The following is an 18,987-nucleotide window of genomic DNA, read 5'->3' on the forward strand; positions in this document are numbered from 1 at the left end:
ATGGCAATTTCGTTAACACATAAAGCTGCGGAGCGCGTTGAAAAATATCTCAAGAATCGAGGCAAAGGGTTAGGGCTTAGACTTGGTGTTAAGACAACTGGCTGCTCTGGTATGGCATACACGCTAGAGTTTGTAGACGAAGCTTTGCCTGAAGATCAAGTCTTTGAGTGCTATGGCATAAAGATCATGATAGATCCAAAAAGTTTGGTCTATATTGATGGGACGGAACTTGATTTCGAAAAAGAAGGCTTAAATGAAGGCTTTAAATTTAACAACCCTAACGTCAAAGCAGAATGCGGTTGTGGTGAAAGTTTTACAGTGTGAGCTTAAATTTTTTTACGCTCCTCCAACTTCCGGAAACATTTACTATTGATTTAAAAAAGCTTGATCAGCATTACCAGAGTATCCAAAAAGAAATTCATCCTGACCGTTTTGCTTCCCTTGCTGATGAAGAAAAAATAGCATCTATCAAAAAAACAGCGGAAGTGAATGATGCTTATCAGACTTTAAAATCTCCTATTCGACGTGCCGAATATTTACTGTACTTGTATGACATGAATATTCATGATGAGAAAAATATGGCGGTACCTCAAGATTTCTTAATGCAACAAATGGAATGGCGTGAAGAGCTCGAAACACATAAACAAAATAAAGAAGCGCTTGAAAAGTTAGCGAGTGACATTCAAAAAAATAAAAATGAAATCATGAGTCAGCTCCCAGGATTCTTTGAAAAAAAAAGTAATCTTCATGATGCTATCAAAGTAACGCGTGAACTTAATTTTATTGAGAAAATTGAACAGCATATCAATGATGCTTTAATCGAAATTATTTAAAAATATGGCATTCCTTCAAATCGCAGAACCTGGTCAAAGTTCACTACCCCATCAGCACAAACTCGCAGTGGGTATTGATTTAGGCACAACAAACTCACTTGTAGCTGCTGTACAAAGTGGCTTACCTACAATCTTAAAAGATATGGATGAGCATAAGCTCGTTCCTTCGATCGTCTATTACGGTAAAAATGATACTAAAGTAGGTCATGAGGCATTACCCTATTTATCCACTGAGGCTAAAAATACAATTGTGTCAGTGAAGCGCTTTATGGGTCACGCGCTCTCTGATATTCAATACCGAGAATCACTTCCCTACGAATTTAATGGGGCGAGTTCTGATATTCAGATTAAAACTCCACAAGGATATAAACATCCTATTGAAATTTCATCTGATATCTTAAAAAAGTTAAAAGATACGGCTGAAGTTTCCTTGTGTGGCGAAATTACTGGAGCGGTCATTACGGTCCCCGCCTATTTTGATGATGCGCAGCGGCAAGCCACAAAAGATGCTGCAAAATTAGCAGGGCTTAATGTGTTAAGGCTCATCAATGAACCCACAGCAGCAGCCGTTGCTTATGGTCTCGATCAGAAAAAGGAAGGTACCTTCGTTATTTATGATTTAGGAGGTGGGACATTTGATATCTCTATATTAAAACTTCATAAAGGTGTTTTTGAAGTCCTAGCAACCAATGGTCATCCTCATTTAGGTGGCGATGATTTTGATCAAGCGATAGCCGAGATAATAAGACAAGAGAATCAACTCGATCAGCTTTCGCATGAAGATAAGCGCTCTTTGATCACACATGCTAGAACATTAAAAGAAAAGCTCACAGAAAGTTTCTCTGCCACAGCAATCATTAAGTTTTCAAGCGGTAAGGAAATTACATTCTCACTAGATCAAAATACTTTCTTTAAAACAACTCATGATCTTGTACAAAAAACAATTCAGCCTATCCGTCGTGCTTTAAGTGATGCTAAATTATCAATAGACATGGTTGATGGCGTTGTGATGGTTGGAGGCGCGACGCGGATGCCTCACATACAATCTGAAATTAAAACTTTCTTTAAGAAAGACTTACTTAACGACCTCAACCCAGATGAAGTAGTAGCTTTAGGTGCTGCAAGACAAGCGCATACATTGGCTGGCAATAAATCAGATCAGGATTTACTTCTTCTTGATGTGACTCCTTTATCGTTAGGTATTGAAACTATGGGTGGTTTAGTTGAAAAGATTATCCATAGAAATTCTACAATACCCATTGCTAAAGCACAGGAATTTACGACATATAAAGATGGACAGACAGCAATGTCGATCCACGTATTGCAAGGTGAGCGTGAGCGTGTATCTGATTGCAGATCACTTGCCAACTTTACCTTAACTGGTATTCCGCCTATGGTTGCAGGTGCTGCAAAAATTCGCGTGACTTTTCAGATTGATGCAGATGGATTACTCTCGGTATCAGCCTCTGAGTTATCTACAAACAAAGAAACAACCATGACTGTTAAACCGTCATACGGCTTATCTGAAGAACAAATTACAAGCATGCTAAAACAATCATTTGAAAAGGCTAGTGAAGATAAAGAAATTCGAGCACTTGGTGAGGCTAAAATTGAAGGGGAACAAATTATCACTGCTGTTAAAAATGCATTGAATAAGAATGGAAGTCAATTATTGTCAGATGATGAAATCAAAAAAATTGAATCTGTGATGCTTTTACTTTCATCTTCACTTCAGCTCGATGATCCTGATTTAATCATCAGTCATACAAAGAATTTAAATGCTCTCACAGAATCATTCGCAGCAATGCTCATGAATGAATCAGTGGATAGAGCTCTTAAAGGTCAGTCAATAGATAAGGTAAACTTGTAATATGCCAAAAATTATTATTTTGCCTCATATTGAAATTTGCCCTAACGGTGAAGTTATTGAAGCTAAACCAGGTCTTTCTATTTGTGAGAATTTACTTCAAAACCACATTGACATAGAGCATGCCTGTGATCAAGTGTGTGCTTGTACGACTTGTCACGTGATTGTGCGCGAGGGATTTGATACATTAAATCATGCGGATGATTTAGAAGAAGATCTTCTTGATAAAGCGTGGGGATTAGAACCTAAATCGAGGCTTTCCTGTCAGGCGATTGTCGATCAGCATGACCTCACGATTGAAATTCCTCGCTACACTATCAATATGGCAAAAGAAGGTTAAGTTTTAAGTTTTCTTTTTGCTGGTTGAGCTGCAGCGCTATACTTAAGTAATAAATTCTGTTGGCCCGAGGGCTGGGCATTTTGAGTCAAGATTTTTGATTGCCTATACGTACCATTTGAATTCATAATCCAGGCAGATTTATCTTTCAGAAGCTCATTCAATCCCTCATGAATAGCCTTTTGTTTTAGCGTTTTATCTAACACAGGAAAGGCAACCTCTATGCGTCTAAATAAATTTCTATCCATCCAATCGGCTGAAGATAAATAAAGCGTTTCCTTACCATTAGCATGAAAATAATAAATACGATGATGCTCCAAAAATTGTCCAATAATAGATCTTACATTTATATTTTCAGATAAACCTTTCACTTTTGGCTTAAGAGCGCAAACACCTCTGACAATTAAATCAATTTTGACACCGGCTTGCGAAGCTTTATATAGCTCAGTAATAATAAGCGGCTCTAAAAGAGCATTCACTTTTGCCACAATGCGTGCCGGCTTCCCAGCCTTTGCAGCCTTAGCTTCAGCCCTAATTGACCTCACAATATTATCAAACATCGTAAATGGCGAATTCCATAGCGCTTTTAATTTAATAGAGCGGCTAGTGCCGGTAAGTTGCATAAAGATCTTATGTGCATCTTCACATAAAGATATATTGGAAGTCATTAAGCCAAAGTCTGTATATAGCTTTGCTGTTCTGGGATGGTAGTTTCCAGTGCCTAGGTGGATATATCGCTTTAATATAAATTCAGGTTTTTTTCTTCCTTTAGTTGGTAGCTGCTCTTTACGAACAATCATCATCATTTTGGCATGACACTTATGTTTTACAACACCATACACAACATGTGCACCGACTTCTTCTAGCTTAGCCGCCCAAAAAATATTTGTTTCTTCATCAAAGCGAGCTAAGAGCTCCACTATCACTGTAACTTCCTTACCATTCTTGGCAGCCTCAATGAGAGCATCCATGACTGGTGAGACATTGCCTGTTCGATAAATAGTCTGTTTAATTGCAAGAACATCAGGATCTCTTGATGCCTCTCTTAAAAGATTTAAAACTGGTTCAAAGCTTTCATAAGGATGATGCAAAAGAATATCTTCTTTTTTTAGATGTTCGAAAATAGATCCATTGATAGTGAGTTGTTTAGGAATGTGCGTTGGAAATTTTAGATCTGGTCGTTCCACAATATCAGCCACTTGCATCAGACGATTAAGATTTACAGGACCATCTACGCGGTAACAATCTTCTTGATTAAGCTCGCATGAGCGTCTTAAATATTTCATTAGATGTTCAGGAATATCGGAAGATATTTCAAGTCTCACCGCATCACCTAGGTGCCTTGTAGAGAGCTCGCCTTTTAAAGACTCTCTTAAATCGGAAATATCATCGTCTGATACAAATAAATCAGAGTTACGTGTGACGCGAAATTGATAGCATCCTGTCACGGCCATACCTGGAAACAATTCATGAACAAAAGCTTGCATAAACGTAGATAGGATTACCAAGCTATATGGTGAAGGGCTTATACGTGATGGCATTTGTATCACACGGGGAATAGATCTAGGTGCTTGAACTACAGCTAATTTTGGAGTCCTTCCAAAATCATCTTTTCCCTCTAAAGTTACAAAAAAGTTTAAGCTTTTATTAATCACCTTAGGAAAAGGATGCGCAGGATCTAAAACGATAGGCGTCAATAAAGGCACTAAATCTTTTTGAAAATAAGTTTTAGCCCAGCGAAGTTGGCTTGAAGTCCAATTGTTATGATTAAAATAAAGATGAATGCCTTCATTATTTAATTTAGGAATAATATCTTTTTTAAAGAGAGTATATTTTGTCTCAACTAAAACCTGTGCCTCACTTACAATATCGAGATAAGCATCAGCTAATACTTGGCCATCCACAGTTTTGGATTTAGGATATTTACGAAGTTGCTCTTTAAGAACGGCAATACGAATCTCAAAAAACTCATCTAAGTTACTCGCAACAATACAAATAAATTTTAGACGCTCAAGAATAGGTGCTTTTTGATTTTGCGCTTGCGCTAGCACACGTCGATTAAATTCGATAACGCCTAATTCTCGATTTAATAAATTTAGTTTAGATTTCACGGTATTCATACTATCATTCTGATTAGACAATATGACGATTAAATGACATTTAAAAAAATTGTCATATATACGTCATATATTTACTTTAACTTAACGGCCTACATGATTTTACCAAAACTCAAAACAGAAAAATCTCCAGAACACGTCAACGGCTTATATGCCTCTATTGATCTAGGGTCTAATAGTTTTAGGATGATGATTGCTAAAATCAACCACCTTCCTACAGGTGTTCAATTTCAGACCATCGACACCCTAAGAGACACGGTAAGGCTGGCCGGTGGACTTAATAAAGATAATGAATTAAGTGAAGAATCCATGACTAAGGCACTGGCTGCCATTTTAAGATTTGGTGACCGTCTTCGTAGCTTTAGTCCTAATCAAGTTGTCGCGGTTGCGACCAATACTTTCCGTGTCGCTCGAAATGCCAAAAAATTTGTTGATGAAGCTGAAAAGCTTTTAGGTTTTCCCATCGATGTCATTTCAGGTAATGAAGAGGCAAGGCTTATCTATATTGGAGCTTCTCATATCGCACCGATGTGTGTAGGCAAACGTCTTGTTTTTGATATTGGTGGCGGCTCCACCGAAATCATTATTGGTGATGGCCACGAGCCTAAACTTTTAGAGTCGCTTCCTATTGGATGTGTTTCTTTTAGTCAAAGATTTTTTACGGAAGGTGTCGTTGATGAGGAGAATTTTAAAGCAGCACAAAATGCTGCCTTAAAAGAAATTAAAACGATCGCTCCTTTCTATAGAAAAATGGGTTGGGAGCAAGCTATTGGGTCCTCAGGTACCGCAAGAGCGATTGCAGAACTTATCGCGCTGAATGGTTTAAGTGGAGAGCCCCATGATCTTCCCGTTGAGGAAACGGGCGGTGTCATTACACGTCACGGATTAGATCTGCTCAAAAAAACGTTACTTGAAACAAAACATATCGAACGACTAAGTTTATTAGGATTAAAAGCGGATCGGAAACCTGTGCTTCCTGGGGGTCTTACTATTATGATTTCAGCCTTTGAGGAATTAGGTATTGAGCATATGGAAATTACTGAAGCTGCTCTTCTTTTTGGAGCACTTCATCATTTATATGATCAATCTAAAAATGGGGCACATACCAAGAAAAAAGGCATTCTTAAAACGCTGTTTAACTCATTTGGTAAATTAGAAAATCTAGACAAAAGACACGGGCTAATAGAACAATTAGGTAAGCGCTTTAATGTAGATGAAGCGCAGTTTAAAAGTATTAACGAGACAGCGGATTTTTTTCTAGATCAATTACCTACTTTCAAAAATGAAGATAGGAAAAATAATCGCAAGCTTTTAAGTTGGGCGTCATTCTTGCATGAAATTGGTTTAGCTGTATCTCGCACTGACTATCAAAAACATTCGGCTTATATTATTTCTAATGCTGACCTCCCGGGCTTTTCTAGATTGGACCAAGCAAGGTTAGCTGGGCTTGTGCTGGGTCACAACGGTAAGCTAAATAAACTTCCTATCAGTGCGGGTTATATCGACTGGCATTTATTATTCTGTCTAAGACTTGCCCATGTCGTCTCTAGAAAAAGAGAGAGTGGGGCGTTGCCACTTATAAAAGTGCAACAAAGTGCGAAAGGATTTAAATTAAAAATTTCTAAGACTTGGTTAGATAAAAACCCATTCATTCAATTTGGACTCAATAAAGAGGCGTCGGACTGGAAAAAGATTGAATGGAAATACGAAATCGAACTCTATTAAGTTGATTCTTTAGCGTTACCGATTCTTGTGTCCATGTATCGTGATAAAGAAGACTTTTGATTGATAGTGCTCTTATAAAACTTAGCGACTTTTTTAGCTAAAACACCTGCCCCCCATTTCTCTTGCGCATATTGTCTCCCCTTTTCGCCAATCATCTGACGTTTGGGAGCATCAGAAAGAAGAACACTTACTTTCTCTGCAAAGACATTAATATCATCTTTTGCAATAAGTACGCCCTCACCTTCAATTAAAATAGATTTAGTGCCAAGTTCTGCGATAGCCACGACGGCTGTACCTTGAGCCATTGCTTCTAGGAGGACTAGACCTTGTGTTTCACTTTTTGATGCAAATACAAAAATATCCGCCGCTTTATAACAGGCAATTAATTCATGACTGCGATCAAGATAGCCAATCATTCTGACTTTGTTTGAGATACCTAATTTGTCAATGGAATGTTTAATCGACTCTTCCGCTGGCCCCTCTCCTGTAATGACGAGCAACGCATCAGGATGTTTTTTAATAAGCTCTACATGCATTTCAAGTAGGAACCCAATATTTTTTTCATGTGCCACACGGCCTACAAATAAAAGCATAGGCTGAGTTAAAGGAATGTCATGACTCATACGGAAATGCTCACCATCCACGTTAGCAAAACTCGAGTCATCCAATCCTGTCGCAACTACTTCGGCAGGGGTTTTAATCCCGTACTGTTTTAATACATCTAACATCGGCTTCGAAGGTGAAACAATCCCATCTACCGCATTACATTGTCTTCTTGATATCGTTCTTGCAAGTTTTCTTGAAATGAACCGTGGAATAAAAGGGAGGTAGTGATGGAGATAATCTTCGAAGAACGTATGGTAAGTTTCAACCACAGGGATGTCTAATTTTTTACCAAAGTGAATACCCACGTAATGCGCTGCAAATGGCGTATGAATATGAATGACATCGAAATGTTTGTCCCTGATCCATGGCAGTAATCCTTTTAATTTACCAAAATTCATTAAACGATCTTCGGGATCAAAATAAATCTTACGGGAAGGCACTCTAACAATCCATTCCTCTTGTTTATCTTCATCAGTGTAAGAAGGTGCAATCAGTGTAACTTGATGTCCCAGTGCTTTTAATTCTGTTGCAAAAGTATTAATTGAAGTAGATACCCCGTTGACTCGGGGAAAGAAAACGTCAGAGATAAAAAGTATATTCATTTAAATAATAGAAAAAGAAATAAGTGAGATAAAAATACCAACTAAGGCACCGACCAAAACATCACTTGGATAATGAAGACCTAGGATGGGTCTAGATAATCCAATTAGAATAGTCAATGGAATTAAGCCTACTGAAAGCATTGGATAGTAATGAATAGCAACGAGTGTAAATATCACCGCATGTAATGTGTGGCCTGACGGAAAACTGAATTGGTCTAAAGGAACGCTTCTTAGCGAAATTTGCTGATTAACATTAAAAGGACGAGGACGCAAAGTTCTTGCCTTTAACCACTTATAAATTATAGTGCCTGTAAATCCTGCAACTATCATATGAACCACAGGAGTTACGGCTTGGGCTTGGTCTATAAGCAACATCAAAGCCATGAGGCTGTACCAAAAAACACCGTCGCCAAGTCGGCTCACCGCTTTAAAGAAATTTCTTATGAGAATATTATGGCTGGTTCGATTAAATGTAATGCATAAATGACTATCGACATGATGGAAATGATTCATGTATAACCGAAGCTTATTTGGCATAGTAGTACCCATACATAATAGTTATGCGATAAGAGTAATGTTTAATTGTGAAATTTTTATGACAAATTCTGTGATAAATTTTTATGGATTATTTCTTGTATGTAAACGGCTAATTCTTTCCGGTTTCCCTGAGGTCTTATCGGCTGAAGCACATCTATCTCAACACTGATATCATTTTCATTTTTAATCTTCATAATGGAGTCTACAAGTGACATATCACCCACAAATGCCACCTTATCTGAATAGACGCCCTTCTGTTTATATCTTAGGCACAAAGGTAAAATACTTTTATTTGTGTCAATAGACGACTGAAATAAATTACTTTTAAAAGGTAGTAGATATCGTCCATTTGTCGAAGTACCCTCCGGGAAGATACACACCGACCTCTTCATTAAACGTCGCTTCATTTTCTTTAATGCTTTTTTAATGTCCGACACCTTTTCGCGCTTGATAAATATCGTGCCTGTCATTTGGGCAACCCAGCCAAAGAGCGGCCAAGATGCCACATCAGATTTAGCAACAAAAATTGAGGGTTTAATGGACTGAATCACAATGATATCTATCCATGAAATATGGTTAGCCACCATTAAATATTGCTTTTGGTTGGAGAGGTAACTATCAAGACCTTGTACTTCCAATTTAATTTCAAAAATTGATAAAAGCCTCTTGCACCAAAACTGAATAATTTTTTCTTGTTGTCTTTTTGTGGAAATAAGAATCAGAAAACACAATGGGATGACAAAAAGTATATGTAAAAGTATCTTTAAGGTTTTCATCATCATATATTAATCACCTTCTATGTCATATTTGTGACACTGTTTTGTCACGAAACTTTCACACTCATCATATTTAATGCTCTGTATGAAACGTTATCGTGCGATTTGGATCTCCGATGTACATCTTGGCACCACAGAGTGCAAAGCGGATTATCTCCTCGACTTCCTCAAAAACAACACAGCAGAAACCATATATCTTGTTGGCGACATCATTGATGGATGGGCACTAAAAAAACGCTGGTATTGGCCACAAAAACATAATGATGTCATTCAAAAGCTCCTTCGAAAGGCTCGAAAAGGCTCAAAGGTTATTTATATTCCTGGAAACCATGATGAACTAGGTCGTCAATTTATCAATATGACATTTGGTGATATTGAAATTAAAAATGATTTGATACATACCACGCTCGACGGTCGAAGACTATGGGTCACACATGGCGATTTATTCGACAATATCATTGCATGCGCTAAATGGCTTTCGTTTGTCGGCGACACACTCTACTACGTCATCTTAAGAATAAATCATTTCTCGAATACCCTAAGGCACAAATATGGCTTTCATTACTGGTCTTTTTCGTCTTACATCAAGAATTCAATTAAAAATGTTGTGAAGTATGTTGAGAACTTTGAAGAACTTATGGCTAAGGAAGCTAAACGAAAAAAATGTGATGGCGTCATTTGTGGTCATATTCATAAAGCTGCGATAAAAAAGATTGAAGGTGTTGAGTATTATAACGATGGTGACTGGGTTGAAAGCCTTACAGCACTTGTTGAAACTAGGAAGGGTAAGTTAAAGCTTGTTGATTGGCATAAGAAAACATTGTCATAAAAAATTAAAGCTACCTTCACATAAATGAAATATTGCAGTTTTAAAGTTGTACAAACTTTACAGAGGAACTTGTTATGAGCGAATTAACTTTAGATCCAACATTGCTAAGCGAATTATCAAACCAAAATCAAGAGCAACTTCATTCCCATCACAATCAAAAAGATGCCATACAAATTTCCTGGGCACAAAATGATAACGAGGTTAAAGAAGCTCAACAATTAAGATACAAAGTGTTTGCTGAAGAGATGGGCGCTCACTTAACCTCAAACTATGAAAAAGTAGACAAAGATGTGCTTGATCAATATTGCGATCACCTTCTTATTCGTGATACAGAAACATTAAAAGTGATAGGTACTTACCGCGTTTTACCCCCTCACAAGGCAAGAGAGGCTGGTTTTTATTACTCAGATATGGAGTTTAATTTGGATCGCTTGAGCCATCTCTCAGAAAAAATGGTCGAGGTAGGTCGCTCATGTGTGCATAAAGATTATCGCACAGGTGGGGTCATCATGGCTTTATGGAGCGGATTAGCTCAGTATATGAAAAAACATGGCTATGAAGTGATGATTGGTTGTGCAAGTGTGCCTATGGGTGACGGAGGCCACTATGCGGCTAGCTTAGCTAAAAAAATTAATGCTTCACATCTTTCAAGTCTTGAATATCGCGTGACACCAAAATTACCTTTACCTATTCATGAGCTTGATCAGGATTTAGATGTAGAGCCTCCTGCTTTATTAAAAGGGTACTTACGTATTGGCGCTAAAGTCTGTGGCGATCCAGCGTGGGATCCGGACTTTAATACAGCAGATTTTTTTACAATGTTATTTCTTAAAGATATCAACCCGCGTTACGCTAAGCACTTCTTAAGTTAATTTAATAAATGGCTGTGAAGAATTTTAATGCATTTACTCCATGACCACTGCCGATTTATATTAGACGCAATACTTTTTCGATTAAGTTTTAAACATTTACGAATATTATCCTCCAAATTATTCCCTAGATAACCTGTTTTCCCTTCCTCGACAATGTCTTTAGGCCCTGTAACATTGTATGCTGCAATTGGCAATCCATTTGCCAGCGCTTCAATCATCACAATTCCAAATGTATCTGTTTTACTTGGAAAACAAAATACATCATGCGATTTATAGGTGTCAGCTAATGCTGAGCCAAATCGATAGCCTAAAAAATTAACTTTTGGAAATTTCAATTTTAATTTATTAAGCAAAGGCCCCTCACCTACAATTGTAATTTCAAACTTATCTTGCAACTCACATAAAACTTCTAAATTTTTTTCTTTACTGACCCGGCCCACATAAATAATTTTAGGTGTTTTTGACTTAGGGTAAGATTTTTTACTTATTAAATTTTTTGATACCCCTCTCGTCCATACAAAAACGTGATTAAAGCCCTTTTTATTTAACTCTTCCTTGCATGACTTAGACGGTACCAAGATAGCTTTACTATCATTATGAAAAACTTTTAAGTAGCTGTATGTAATAATAAGTGGGATGTGAGCCAACTTCCAAAGATACTCAGGGAACTTTGTGTGATATCCCGTTGTATAAGGTACCTTATTTAACTTACAGTAAACCCTTGCAGACAATCCTATAGGGCCCTCTGTTCCAATATGTATATGAGTGGGATTTATTTCTTTTATTTTTTTATAGGCCCTAAGAGGCTCTTTACAAATCTGGACTTCAGGATATATGGGGACAGTTTTCCACTTAAATAATCCTGGGTGAATGACGTATGTTTTTTTCCGTGAGTATTTGAGAATATTTCTATAGGTGGTGGAAACACCATTTACTTGATCAAAGGAATCTGTTGCAATGAGAATCTTATGCACAATAGATTATTACAACAAAATATGACATTTTTCTTACAAAATAAGAGATTCATTAAATTAAATTTAATAATGAATAAAGATTGCTTTAGAATTCCTCTTTAAACATTTTAAATTGATAAATTATGAAAAGTCCATATAAGGGTAAAACAGGTCTTCGTCGACTCATGAATGCATTTGGCTATTCGATCTCTGGCACATTTGCAGCATTTAAATATGAGGATGCCTTTAGGCAGGAAGTCTTTTTAAGTTTAGTCCTTATCCCTCTCGCCATTTACTTAGGTGAGAGTGAGATCGAACAAGGCCTTATGATCAGTAGCATCTTACTGATTATTATTGTCGAGTTACTCAACTCATCCATTGAAGCGACTGTGGATCGAATATCGATTAAACGTCATAAGCTTGCTAAACGCGCTAAGGATATTGGAAGTGCGGCTGTGTTTTTTAGTCTTATCAATGCCGCTGTAATTTGGTTCCTGATTCTAGTGAAATAAAAAAATATTTTTACTCTTAACTTTTAAGGTAAAAATGGGAGTGAGATTAATCGTAAGCCAATCGATATATTCTGATCCTCACCCAAATGATTAAAACGATTACCGTAGGTCGTATCAATCTGCACACGATCTTTCTCAATCCAGTAACGTAAACCAAATTGGAAGTAGCTGTACCTTGAAGACTGATTAAAAAGTTCAGTGATGAGTTCAACCTTGTTGCTGTATTTATACTCTGTAGAGATTCCCCAGTTCATCTGCTGTCTCTGCTCATCGGTTAATTGTGTCACCCCTATATTAGTATGAAGCACTAAAAGATCTGAGTACTGATAACTGATAGGGACATTTAAGTACCAATCCTGGACAATTTTTTTATTTATACGTTTCGGGTCACGTCCATTACCTAGTGTTACTCCAAATGCAAGAGGACTCTCCTCTAGAGTTCTTATGAGGGATTTTATTTGATAGGTTTCATTCGCGAAATAGGTATCACCATTCATGCGCTCATAGCTACCACCAATTGTGACCTCAGCATTGGTACCAATATTACACGCAGGATAAGCCCAGAATTCCTTGACCTGCTTTGTATCCTTATACCACGTCTCTAGTTGACAGGCTTTGCTATCAACAATTCTTGCGTCGTCCGTCATCATCGGGCGTGCTGCAAAACTAGGGGTTGCTTTTAATAATACCAAAAACGCGAGAAGTACTCTTTTGTTCATATCTAAAAAAATTTTATTTAGGTCCCGGCAAGAGATAGGGATCTCCTAACTCAATCAAGCCAGAGTCATCTATTTTTTTAGTCATCATTTTTAAAATTTAAGGTTTCAATTACTTTATTTATAGGTGAGCTCCAGTCACCTATATTATCCTGCTCGAAGATCTTCAATGTCGGGTACCACAAACTTGAATCTTGGCAATGGTGCCAATAAAAATGTTTTGCTTTTCCTTTTGCTGACAAAAGATAAGTTGTCTTACCTAAGGCACCTGCTAAATGCGCATTTATATTACTTATAGTGACAATAAAATCACAGGCATCTATTAAAGAACATAATGATTCTATATCATTATAAAGATCTATATCAGGAATGTTTACAATTTCCATTCCCATATTTTTAATTTCTTTTTTTTCTTGCTCGCTAATTTGATACTGCAAATTTATAAATTTAAACTCACTCAATTCTAGGAGAGGTTTTAATTCGCGTAAATCAATACTTTTTAAATTTCCGATCGTTTTATTATTGCTTCTCCATGATAAGCCACAAATTTTTTGCTTTGGATTTGTTTTTATTTTTTTGAATAGCTCTTTAAATTTTTCTTTCTGATTGTCTTCGCTTTTTAAAAAAAAATTTATTTCTTTTTTAAAGGCTTGAATATCTCTTCTTAAATAACCGCCAAGTGAAGCAATAGAAAGCACATGGTCGAATAATTTTTTATCTAGCTGATTTATATTTATTATAAACTTAATTTTTTTAAAAGAGCGTTTCATTAAAGGTAAAATACGCTCATCTGTCTCGACGATTATATTTTTTCCATCCAAGGATAAATCAGAGAGAATACTTGAAAACATAATAAAATCTCCAAGTCCCTGTTCCTTTAATATCAATATGTTTTTAGCGTTTTGGAATTTTTTTTTAGAAAAATCTTGAAATAATTCTGGATTTTGAGTTTTGTATGTCGTATGGCGATATTCATATAGCTTCCAGCCTTCGTTAAAATTTAACATCTTTAGAAGTGCTAATGATTTATTGTAAAGTACCATAAAAAATTTTGGATTGATTTTTAGTGCTAGGTCGTAGAACTTTAGAGCTTTTTTATTTTCATCTATATCAAGATAGATATCCCCTACCGTTCTATAAAAATCTGAGTTTTTATTGTCTATTTGGAGCGCTTTAAAAGCAAAAATAAGTGCTTCAGAATTTTGACCCATCTGATTAAGAGCAATCGCCATACAGTCATAAGGATCTGGAAAGGATTGGTCGAGTTGATTCGCTATTTCGGCCGCTTGGTATGCTTCCTGAAATCTTTTTAATTCATTGAGCGCATAGGCTTTATCAGAATATGCTTCGGCATATTTAGGATTTAGCTTGATTTCTTTATTAAAAGCAATTAGTGCGTCATCAAATTTTTTTATTTTAAAGAATGCCCTCCCAAGAACCTGGTGAGCAAATAAAGCCTCTTGCTGCTGCTCTATAAGGAAATATAATGAATTTATTGTATTTTGGTAATCTTCAAGATTGAAATATGCTATAGCCAAGCGCAGGGATAAGTCACTCTTATCTTTTTTATACTCTCCAGCAAGCTTATAAAGCTCTATCGCTTCTCTATATGCGCCCTGATCAGCGAGTTGATTGGCTGATAAGAACAGCTCATCATAATTATCTAGTCTAGTCATATCTTTCATTGTAAATAAAAAACCCACCATATGAGGTGGGTTTTTTATTTCAACTTTTATTTTAGAACATGTATTGCAATCTTGTCATAAACAAGGATTCTGCACCTACATCAGCTGAGTTAGCGGATCCACTTGATTGCTCAAGGTCAATTGGCGCATAATTATTGCCTAGTTTAGTATAAGCATAATTAACTTTGACAATTGCATTTGGGTTTAAAAGCCAACGAATACCTGCAGTATAAGTTGTTGCCTTAGATGTTACTCCGCTTCCAGTCGGACCAGATAAAGTACCTTGGAATCTACTGCTTGCTGATCCCGAATAGGAAGTGTCGTCAACTCTGTATCCTTCAGCACGGAATGCAAGTTCAATTGCACCTAGACCACCCTTGTCTAAATCAAAGTTATTTTTTGGTTTAAAGCCGCCAAATACACCATTCTTGTAACTATCAGCATACTTTTCACCGGTAAGAAAATAACCAATCTCAACATAACCTGTTTTAGTATCAAAATTCATTTGGCTAACTGTCTGAGATGCTTCGTATTGTCCTCCACTGTACTCGCCCATAACTTTCATAGGGCCTCGGGCAAAAATTCCCTCTAGACCATAGGCTCGTTGTTGGACTTTAGCACCAAATTCTAAGTTACTTGCTAAGCTAGATGCTCCGAGTGATTCACCGTGTATCTGAGCTCTAAAAATATTATTTAAGCCCCGGCCTGCACTCCTAAAGGATTGAATAGTCGCTCGGGCAGTACTAGATAAAGAGGTATCTGTTTGACTTGACGTAGTAGCAGTAGCTGAATAATTATTTTCTAAGCCGGCCACACCTATATGCATCACATTCTCTTTGTCGCCCATGCTCTCAGCAAAGTTAAATGTAAGTCGGCCAGCCCCACTCAAATAACCATCACCATTCAGATCACGCTCATTATCATTATGTTGAAATGTTGATAAGGCATAAGTCAAACCTTTCGCAGGAGATCCCATCACCTGAAGTCCTATTTTTTTACCAGGCACAGTTTGATCGAGATAACTTCTCTCCATCATAGTAATATTATTTGAACTAATAAGCTCTTCTAAACCAAACGGTTGCTTGAACTTACCACCTCGAATTTGGAATGCATCATATTTAGCCCAGTCAAAGTAAGCCACGTCAAGCGTGGCAGTGCCAGGTAAGTTACCCACTATTTCGTATTTGAAATCTTTTGCTATTTTGCCCTTAACACCTAAACGCGCGCGTCTAAGTTCAAACTGATCCGCAACTGATGCTGTGTCTCTGTCATCGGCTCTAGCCATTCCCAAGTCGTCATTGTCAAGACTTGAAGCCCTGAAATCAAGATGCATACGACCTGTGAGTTGAATACTGTTCGCTTCATTAGCGCTTTCCAAAATAAAGGCACCGTCTTTCTCTTTTACTACGGGTACTGCCTTAGTCTTTGATGTATGGCCTTTGTTAATTAACTTACCTTCTTCTTCTGTTAATACACCCTTCATCACTAAAGCATCAACAATATCTGTAGTACTGTCTGCTAAGGCAACTTGACCTGCCATGAGCAAAACCGCGCTTGACACCGCGACTGCTAATTTTTTATTGAAGTTCATTTGTTGCTCCCTTGAGTTTTACTTTAATTTTATTAAATTCGAATTTAGTCAAACTTATAAAGTCTTTTGACATTTGTATCTTACGGATAGAATATGACACTTATGTGACAAACAAATATTACATGTCGTTTTTTTGAATATATTTATGATTTGTTGTAAAAAAACAACAAAAATTCCAACTAAAGCCTACTAAGTCCCTGTTGAAGGGGTTTTCATAGATTATTTTAAATAAAAAATATTATTTAGCAATACCTATATATAAGTATGATTGTGATCAAACTCAACTTCACCCGATGCAAGGTTATACACAGCACCGATCAAACCAATTACTTTTCTATCAATCATCTCAGTTAAAAGCGAGCTTCTTTTTAAGATCCGCTCCATTTGAATCTCGACATTATGAAAGCAAACTTTACCCACAAATACATCGTTCGTGGAATTGCGGTGCTCTGTAATTGTTTTTTCTAAAGTCACAGCGGGATCAATGAGCTCAATAATCTCACCGATATTGCCACCCTTATAATGATCGCATGCCGCTTTGATCGCACCGCAGTTTGAATGCCCCATCACGATCACTAATTTAGAGCCTAAATATTTACAAGAGAGTTCTAGGCTACCAATCGCTTTATTAGATGCAATGTTACCCGCAAGACGCACGCTAAAGATGTCCCCTAAGTTCTGATCAAAAATAAGTTCCACAGTTGTACGCGAATCACTGCAACTTAAGACAGACGCAAAGGGGTGCTGCTTGTCAACAATCTCATCTCGAACACGAAGCATGTCACGCTCTCGCAGTACATTATTTTTGAAACGCTGATTGCCCTCGATTAAAATATCGAGCGCTTGTCTCGGTGTCAATTGATCTCGATCAATGTCTGGATGACGGTACATATCGATCCCCTTTATTGATTCACTTCAGCACGCATGTGCGGAAATAAAATTACATCACGAATCGAAGGGCTGTTAGTGAGGAGCATCACAAGACGATCGATCCCGATACCACATCCACCCGTGGGAGGCATGCCGTATTCAAGTGCGCGAATAAAATCTGCGTCATAGAACATCGCTTCATGGTCACCTCCTTCTTTTGCTTTGGCCTGATTGTGGAAACGTTGCGCTTGATCTTCTGCATCATTCAATTCAGAAAATCCATTTGCAATTTCTCGTCCCGCAATAAAAAGTTCAAAGCGTTCTGTGATGTCTTTATTTTTATCCGATGCACGAGCTAGAGGTGAGACTTCAACTGGGTAATCAACAATATAAGTTGGATTCCAAAGTTGCGCTTCTGCTGTTCCTTCGAAAAGCGCTAACTGCAATGCGCCAAGACCAGCGTGATCGAAAGCTTTGTGATCGTATTTTAAAAGTTCTTCGCGTAAAAATTTTTCATCGTTAAGTTGCGTGTCGATATATTGCGGTGCGTATTTTTTTATAGCGCCCACAATAGAGAGTCGCTCAAATGGGTCTGTGAAATTAATTTCACGGCCTTGATACTCGATGGTAGTTTTTCCTAATGCAATCATCGCTGCATCACGAATACAATCTTCAGTGAATTGCATGAGCCAATGGTAATCGGTATACGCCGCATAAAATTCCATCATCGTGAATTCAGGATTATGTCTCACACTCAATCCTTCGTTTCTAAAGTTACGATTGATTTCAAACACACGATCAAATCCACCAACGACTAATCTTTTTAAATAAAGTTCTGGTGCGATACGCATATACATTTGCATGTCGAGCGCGTTGTGATGTGTGATAAAAGGTTTTGCTGCAGCACCACCTGGAATAGGATGAAGCATGGGTGTCTCAACTTCATTAAAACAATGTTTCACCATGAACGCACGAATGCCACTCATAATTTTTGATCGAGTTATAAATGTTTGTTTTGTTTCATCACTCATGATGAGATCAACATAACGTTGGCGATACTTCACTTCTTGATCAGCTAACCCGTGAAATTTTTCAGGCAAGGGCCGAATCGATTTTGTGAGGAGTCTTAAATGACTTACACGAATAGAAAGTTCACCTGTTTTAGTTTTAAATAAAACACCAGTCGCACCTAAGATGTCACCTAAGTCCCAGTGCTTAAAATTGTCATAAATAGTTTCAGCATTATCACTTTTAATATTTTCTTTTGAAATAAAAAGCTGAATACGTCCTGATCCATCTTGGAGCGTTGCGAAGCTGGCTTTCCCCATGACACGTTTTAGCATCATGCGACCAGCGACTATTACTTCAACAGATCTAGGATCGAGCACTTCATTTTCTAGCGCACCAAATTCTTCGTGAATCGTTTTTGCAAAATGTTTCGGCTTGAAGTCATTCGGAAATGCAACGCCCGCTTCTCTTATTTTTTTTAATTTTTCACGACGTTCTAATATGACGTGATTTTCATTTGGCTCTATCGGTTGATTTTCTTCTGACAACTT

At 37.3% G+C, this 18,987-nt stretch carries 18 protein-coding genes; 8 read left to right on the forward strand and 10 right to left on the reverse strand.

Annotated elements, in window-relative coordinates; all coding sequences use genetic code 11:
* From iscA to fdx, 4 genes are read left to right on the forward strand one after another with little or no spacing between them, the layout of a single operon-like run.
* The gene (gene iscA, locus BN1208_RS05065; protein WP_046488465.1) at positions 1 to 324 is read left to right on the forward strand and encodes an iron-sulfur cluster assembly protein IscA; all 324 of its coding nucleotides are present in this window, start codon (positions 1 to 3) and stop codon (positions 322 to 324) included.
* Positions 321 to 833, forward strand: coding sequence for a Fe-S protein assembly co-chaperone HscB (gene hscB / locus BN1208_RS05070; RefSeq protein WP_046488468.1), 513 nt, complete (start codon positions 321 to 323; stop codon positions 831 to 833). Before iscA ends, hscB begins: the two co-directional genes overlap by 4 nt.
* 4 nt (positions 834 to 837) lie before the next feature.
* On the forward strand, positions 838 to 2,703 hold the full coding sequence (gene hscA, locus BN1208_RS05075; protein WP_046488471.1) for a Fe-S protein assembly chaperone HscA: 1,866 nt from the start codon (positions 838 to 840) through the stop codon (positions 2,701 to 2,703).
* Position 2,704: 1 nt separating this feature from the next.
* Positions 2,705 to 3,040 (forward strand): ISC system 2Fe-2S type ferredoxin, encoded by a 336-nt coding sequence (fdx, locus tag BN1208_RS05080; RefSeq protein WP_046488474.1) that lies wholly within the window; start codon positions 2,705 to 2,707, stop codon positions 3,038 to 3,040.
* Here the strand turns inward: fdx and ppk1 are convergent.
* Positions 3,037 to 5,157 carry a polyphosphate kinase 1 gene (gene ppk1 / locus BN1208_RS05085; RefSeq protein WP_046488478.1) on the reverse strand — a complete coding sequence of 707 codons (2,121 nt, stop codon included), beginning with the start codon at positions 5,155 to 5,157 and terminating at the stop codon, positions 3,037 to 3,039. The genes fdx and ppk1 overlap by 4 nt on opposite strands.
* Before the next feature lie 93 nt (positions 5,158 to 5,250).
* On the opposite strand from ppk1, the gene BN1208_RS05090 reads away from it, so the two are divergent.
* Positions 5,251 to 6,879 carry a Ppx/GppA phosphatase family protein gene (locus BN1208_RS05090; protein ID WP_046488481.1) on the forward strand — a complete coding sequence of 543 codons (1,629 nt, stop codon included), beginning with the start codon at positions 5,251 to 5,253 and terminating at the stop codon, positions 6,877 to 6,879.
* Here BN1208_RS05090 and BN1208_RS05095 read toward each other — a convergent pair.
* Genes BN1208_RS05095 through BN1208_RS05105 form a run of 3 tightly spaced genes read right to left on the reverse strand, consistent with a single transcriptional unit; the run spans position 6,876 to position 9,406 of the window.
* Positions 6,876 to 8,087 (reverse strand): glycosyltransferase, encoded by a 1,212-nt coding sequence (locus BN1208_RS05095; protein WP_046488482.1) that lies wholly within the window; start codon positions 8,085 to 8,087, stop codon positions 6,876 to 6,878. The two genes, BN1208_RS05090 and BN1208_RS05095, sit on opposite strands and share 4 nt — an antisense overlap.
* Positions 8,088 to 8,624 carry a phosphatase PAP2 family protein gene (locus BN1208_RS05100; RefSeq protein WP_046489325.1) on the reverse strand — a complete coding sequence of 179 codons (537 nt, stop codon included), beginning with the start codon at positions 8,622 to 8,624 and terminating at the stop codon, positions 8,088 to 8,090.
* Positions 8,625 to 8,680: 56 nt separating this feature from the next.
* Positions 8,681 to 9,406, reverse strand: coding sequence for a lysophospholipid acyltransferase family protein (locus tag BN1208_RS05105; protein ID WP_046488485.1), 726 nt, complete (start codon positions 9,404 to 9,406; stop codon positions 8,681 to 8,683).
* A gap of 79 nt (positions 9,407 to 9,485) precedes the next feature.
* Between BN1208_RS05105 and BN1208_RS05110 the strand changes: the two genes are divergently transcribed.
* Together BN1208_RS05110 and BN1208_RS05115 are read left to right on the forward strand one after the other, a co-directional pair.
* Positions 9,486 to 10,229, forward strand: a complete 744-nt coding sequence (locus BN1208_RS05110; RefSeq protein WP_046488487.1) for a UDP-2,3-diacylglucosamine diphosphatase — start codon at positions 9,486 to 9,488, stop codon at positions 10,227 to 10,229.
* Positions 10,230 to 10,303: 74 nt separating this feature from the next.
* Positions 10,304 to 11,101 (forward strand): GNAT family N-acetyltransferase, encoded by a 798-nt coding sequence (locus tag BN1208_RS05115; protein ID WP_156157787.1) that lies wholly within the window; start codon positions 10,304 to 10,306, stop codon positions 11,099 to 11,101.
* Here the strand turns inward: BN1208_RS05115 and BN1208_RS05120 are convergent.
* The gene (locus tag BN1208_RS05120; RefSeq protein WP_046488490.1) at positions 11,098 to 12,075 is read right to left on the reverse strand and encodes a glycosyltransferase; all 978 of its coding nucleotides are present in this window, start codon (positions 12,073 to 12,075) and stop codon (positions 11,098 to 11,100) included. The two genes, BN1208_RS05115 and BN1208_RS05120, sit on opposite strands and share 4 nt — an antisense overlap.
* 122 nt (positions 12,076 to 12,197) lie before the next feature.
* Between BN1208_RS05120 and BN1208_RS05125 the strand changes: the two genes are divergently transcribed.
* Positions 12,198 to 12,566, forward strand: coding sequence for a diacylglycerol kinase (locus BN1208_RS05125; RefSeq protein WP_046488492.1), 369 nt, complete (start codon positions 12,198 to 12,200; stop codon positions 12,564 to 12,566).
* Positions 12,567 to 12,589: 23 nt separating this feature from the next.
* Here the strand turns inward: BN1208_RS05125 and BN1208_RS05130 are convergent, their stop codons facing one another.
* The 5 genes from BN1208_RS05130 to lysS form a co-directional block, all read right to left on the reverse strand.
* The gene (locus tag BN1208_RS05130) at positions 12,590 to 13,285 is read right to left on the reverse strand and encodes a hypothetical protein (RefSeq protein WP_046488496.1); all 696 of its coding nucleotides are present in this window, start codon (positions 13,283 to 13,285) and stop codon (positions 12,590 to 12,592) included.
* 77 nt (positions 13,286 to 13,362) lie between these two features.
* Complete coding sequence (locus BN1208_RS05135) at positions 13,363 to 14,958, reverse strand: tetratricopeptide repeat protein (RefSeq protein WP_156157788.1); 1,596 nt, start codon at positions 14,956 to 14,958, stop codon at positions 13,363 to 13,365.
* A 61-nt stretch (positions 14,959 to 15,019) separates the two neighbouring features.
* Positions 15,020 to 16,558, reverse strand: a complete 1,539-nt coding sequence (locus BN1208_RS05140) for an OprO/OprP family phosphate-selective porin (protein ID WP_046488502.1) — start codon at positions 16,556 to 16,558, stop codon at positions 15,020 to 15,022.
* A 252-nt stretch (positions 16,559 to 16,810) separates the two neighbouring features.
* Positions 16,811 to 17,449, reverse strand: coding sequence for a carbonic anhydrase (locus BN1208_RS05145; protein ID WP_046488504.1), 639 nt, complete (start codon positions 17,447 to 17,449; stop codon positions 16,811 to 16,813).
* A gap of 11 nt (positions 17,450 to 17,460) precedes the next feature.
* Positions 17,461 to 18,984, reverse strand: a complete 1,524-nt coding sequence (lysS, locus tag BN1208_RS05150; RefSeq protein ID WP_046488506.1) for a lysine--tRNA ligase — start codon at positions 18,982 to 18,984, stop codon at positions 17,461 to 17,463.
* Between the last annotated feature and the right edge of the window lie 3 nt (positions 18,985 to 18,987).

This window comes from Candidatus Methylopumilus planktonicus, from assembly GCF_000981505.1.
Classification (GTDB): Bacteria; Pseudomonadota; Gammaproteobacteria; order Burkholderiales; family Methylophilaceae; genus Methylopumilus; species Methylopumilus planktonicus.

What these genes read in the sequence shown, in the direction of transcription:
- iscA (WP_046488465.1), top strand. Translation starts at nt 1, where the DNA reads ATGGCAATTTCGTTAACACATAAAGCTGCGGAGCGCGTTGAAAAATAT.
- hscA (WP_046488471.1), top strand. Translation starts at nt 838, where the DNA reads ATGGCATTCCTTCAAATCGCAGAACCTGGTCAAAGTTCACTACCCCAT.
- fdx (WP_046488474.1), top strand. Translation starts at nt 2,705, where the DNA reads ATGCCAAAAATTATTATTTTGCCTCATATTGAAATTTGCCCTAACGGT.
- ppk1 (WP_046488478.1), bottom strand. Translation starts at nt 5,157, where the DNA reads ATGAATACCGTGAAATCTAAACTAAATTTATTAAATCGAGAATTAGGC.
- BN1208_RS05090 (WP_046488481.1), top strand. Translation starts at nt 5,251, where the DNA reads ATGATTTTACCAAAACTCAAAACAGAAAAATCTCCAGAACACGTCAAC.
- BN1208_RS05095 (WP_046488482.1), bottom strand. Translation starts at nt 8,087, where the DNA reads ATGAATATACTTTTTATCTCTGACGTTTTCTTTCCCCGAGTCAACGGG.
- BN1208_RS05100 (WP_046489325.1), bottom strand. Translation starts at nt 8,624, where the DNA reads ATGCCAAATAAGCTTCGGTTATACATGAATCATTTCCATCATGTCGAT.
- BN1208_RS05105 (WP_046488485.1), bottom strand. Translation starts at nt 9,406, where the DNA reads ATGATGATGAAAACCTTAAAGATACTTTTACATATACTTTTTGTCATC.
- BN1208_RS05110 (WP_046488487.1), top strand. Translation starts at nt 9,486, where the DNA reads ATGAAACGTTATCGTGCGATTTGGATCTCCGATGTACATCTTGGCACC.
- BN1208_RS05115 (WP_156157787.1), top strand. Translation starts at nt 10,304, where the DNA reads ATGAGCGAATTAACTTTAGATCCAACATTGCTAAGCGAATTATCAAAC.
- BN1208_RS05125 (WP_046488492.1), top strand. Translation starts at nt 12,198, where the DNA reads ATGAAAAGTCCATATAAGGGTAAAACAGGTCTTCGTCGACTCATGAAT.
- BN1208_RS05130 (WP_046488496.1), bottom strand. Translation starts at nt 13,285, where the DNA reads ATGAACAAAAGAGTACTTCTCGCGTTTTTGGTATTATTAAAAGCAACC.
- BN1208_RS05135 (WP_156157788.1), bottom strand. Translation starts at nt 14,958, where the DNA reads ATGACTAGACTAGATAATTATGATGAGCTGTTCTTATCAGCCAATCAA.
- BN1208_RS05140 (WP_046488502.1), bottom strand. Translation starts at nt 16,558, where the DNA reads ATGAACTTCAATAAAAAATTAGCAGTCGCGGTGTCAAGCGCGGTTTTG.
- BN1208_RS05145 (WP_046488504.1), bottom strand. Translation starts at nt 17,449, where the DNA reads ATGTACCGTCATCCAGACATTGATCGAGATCAATTGACACCGAGACAA.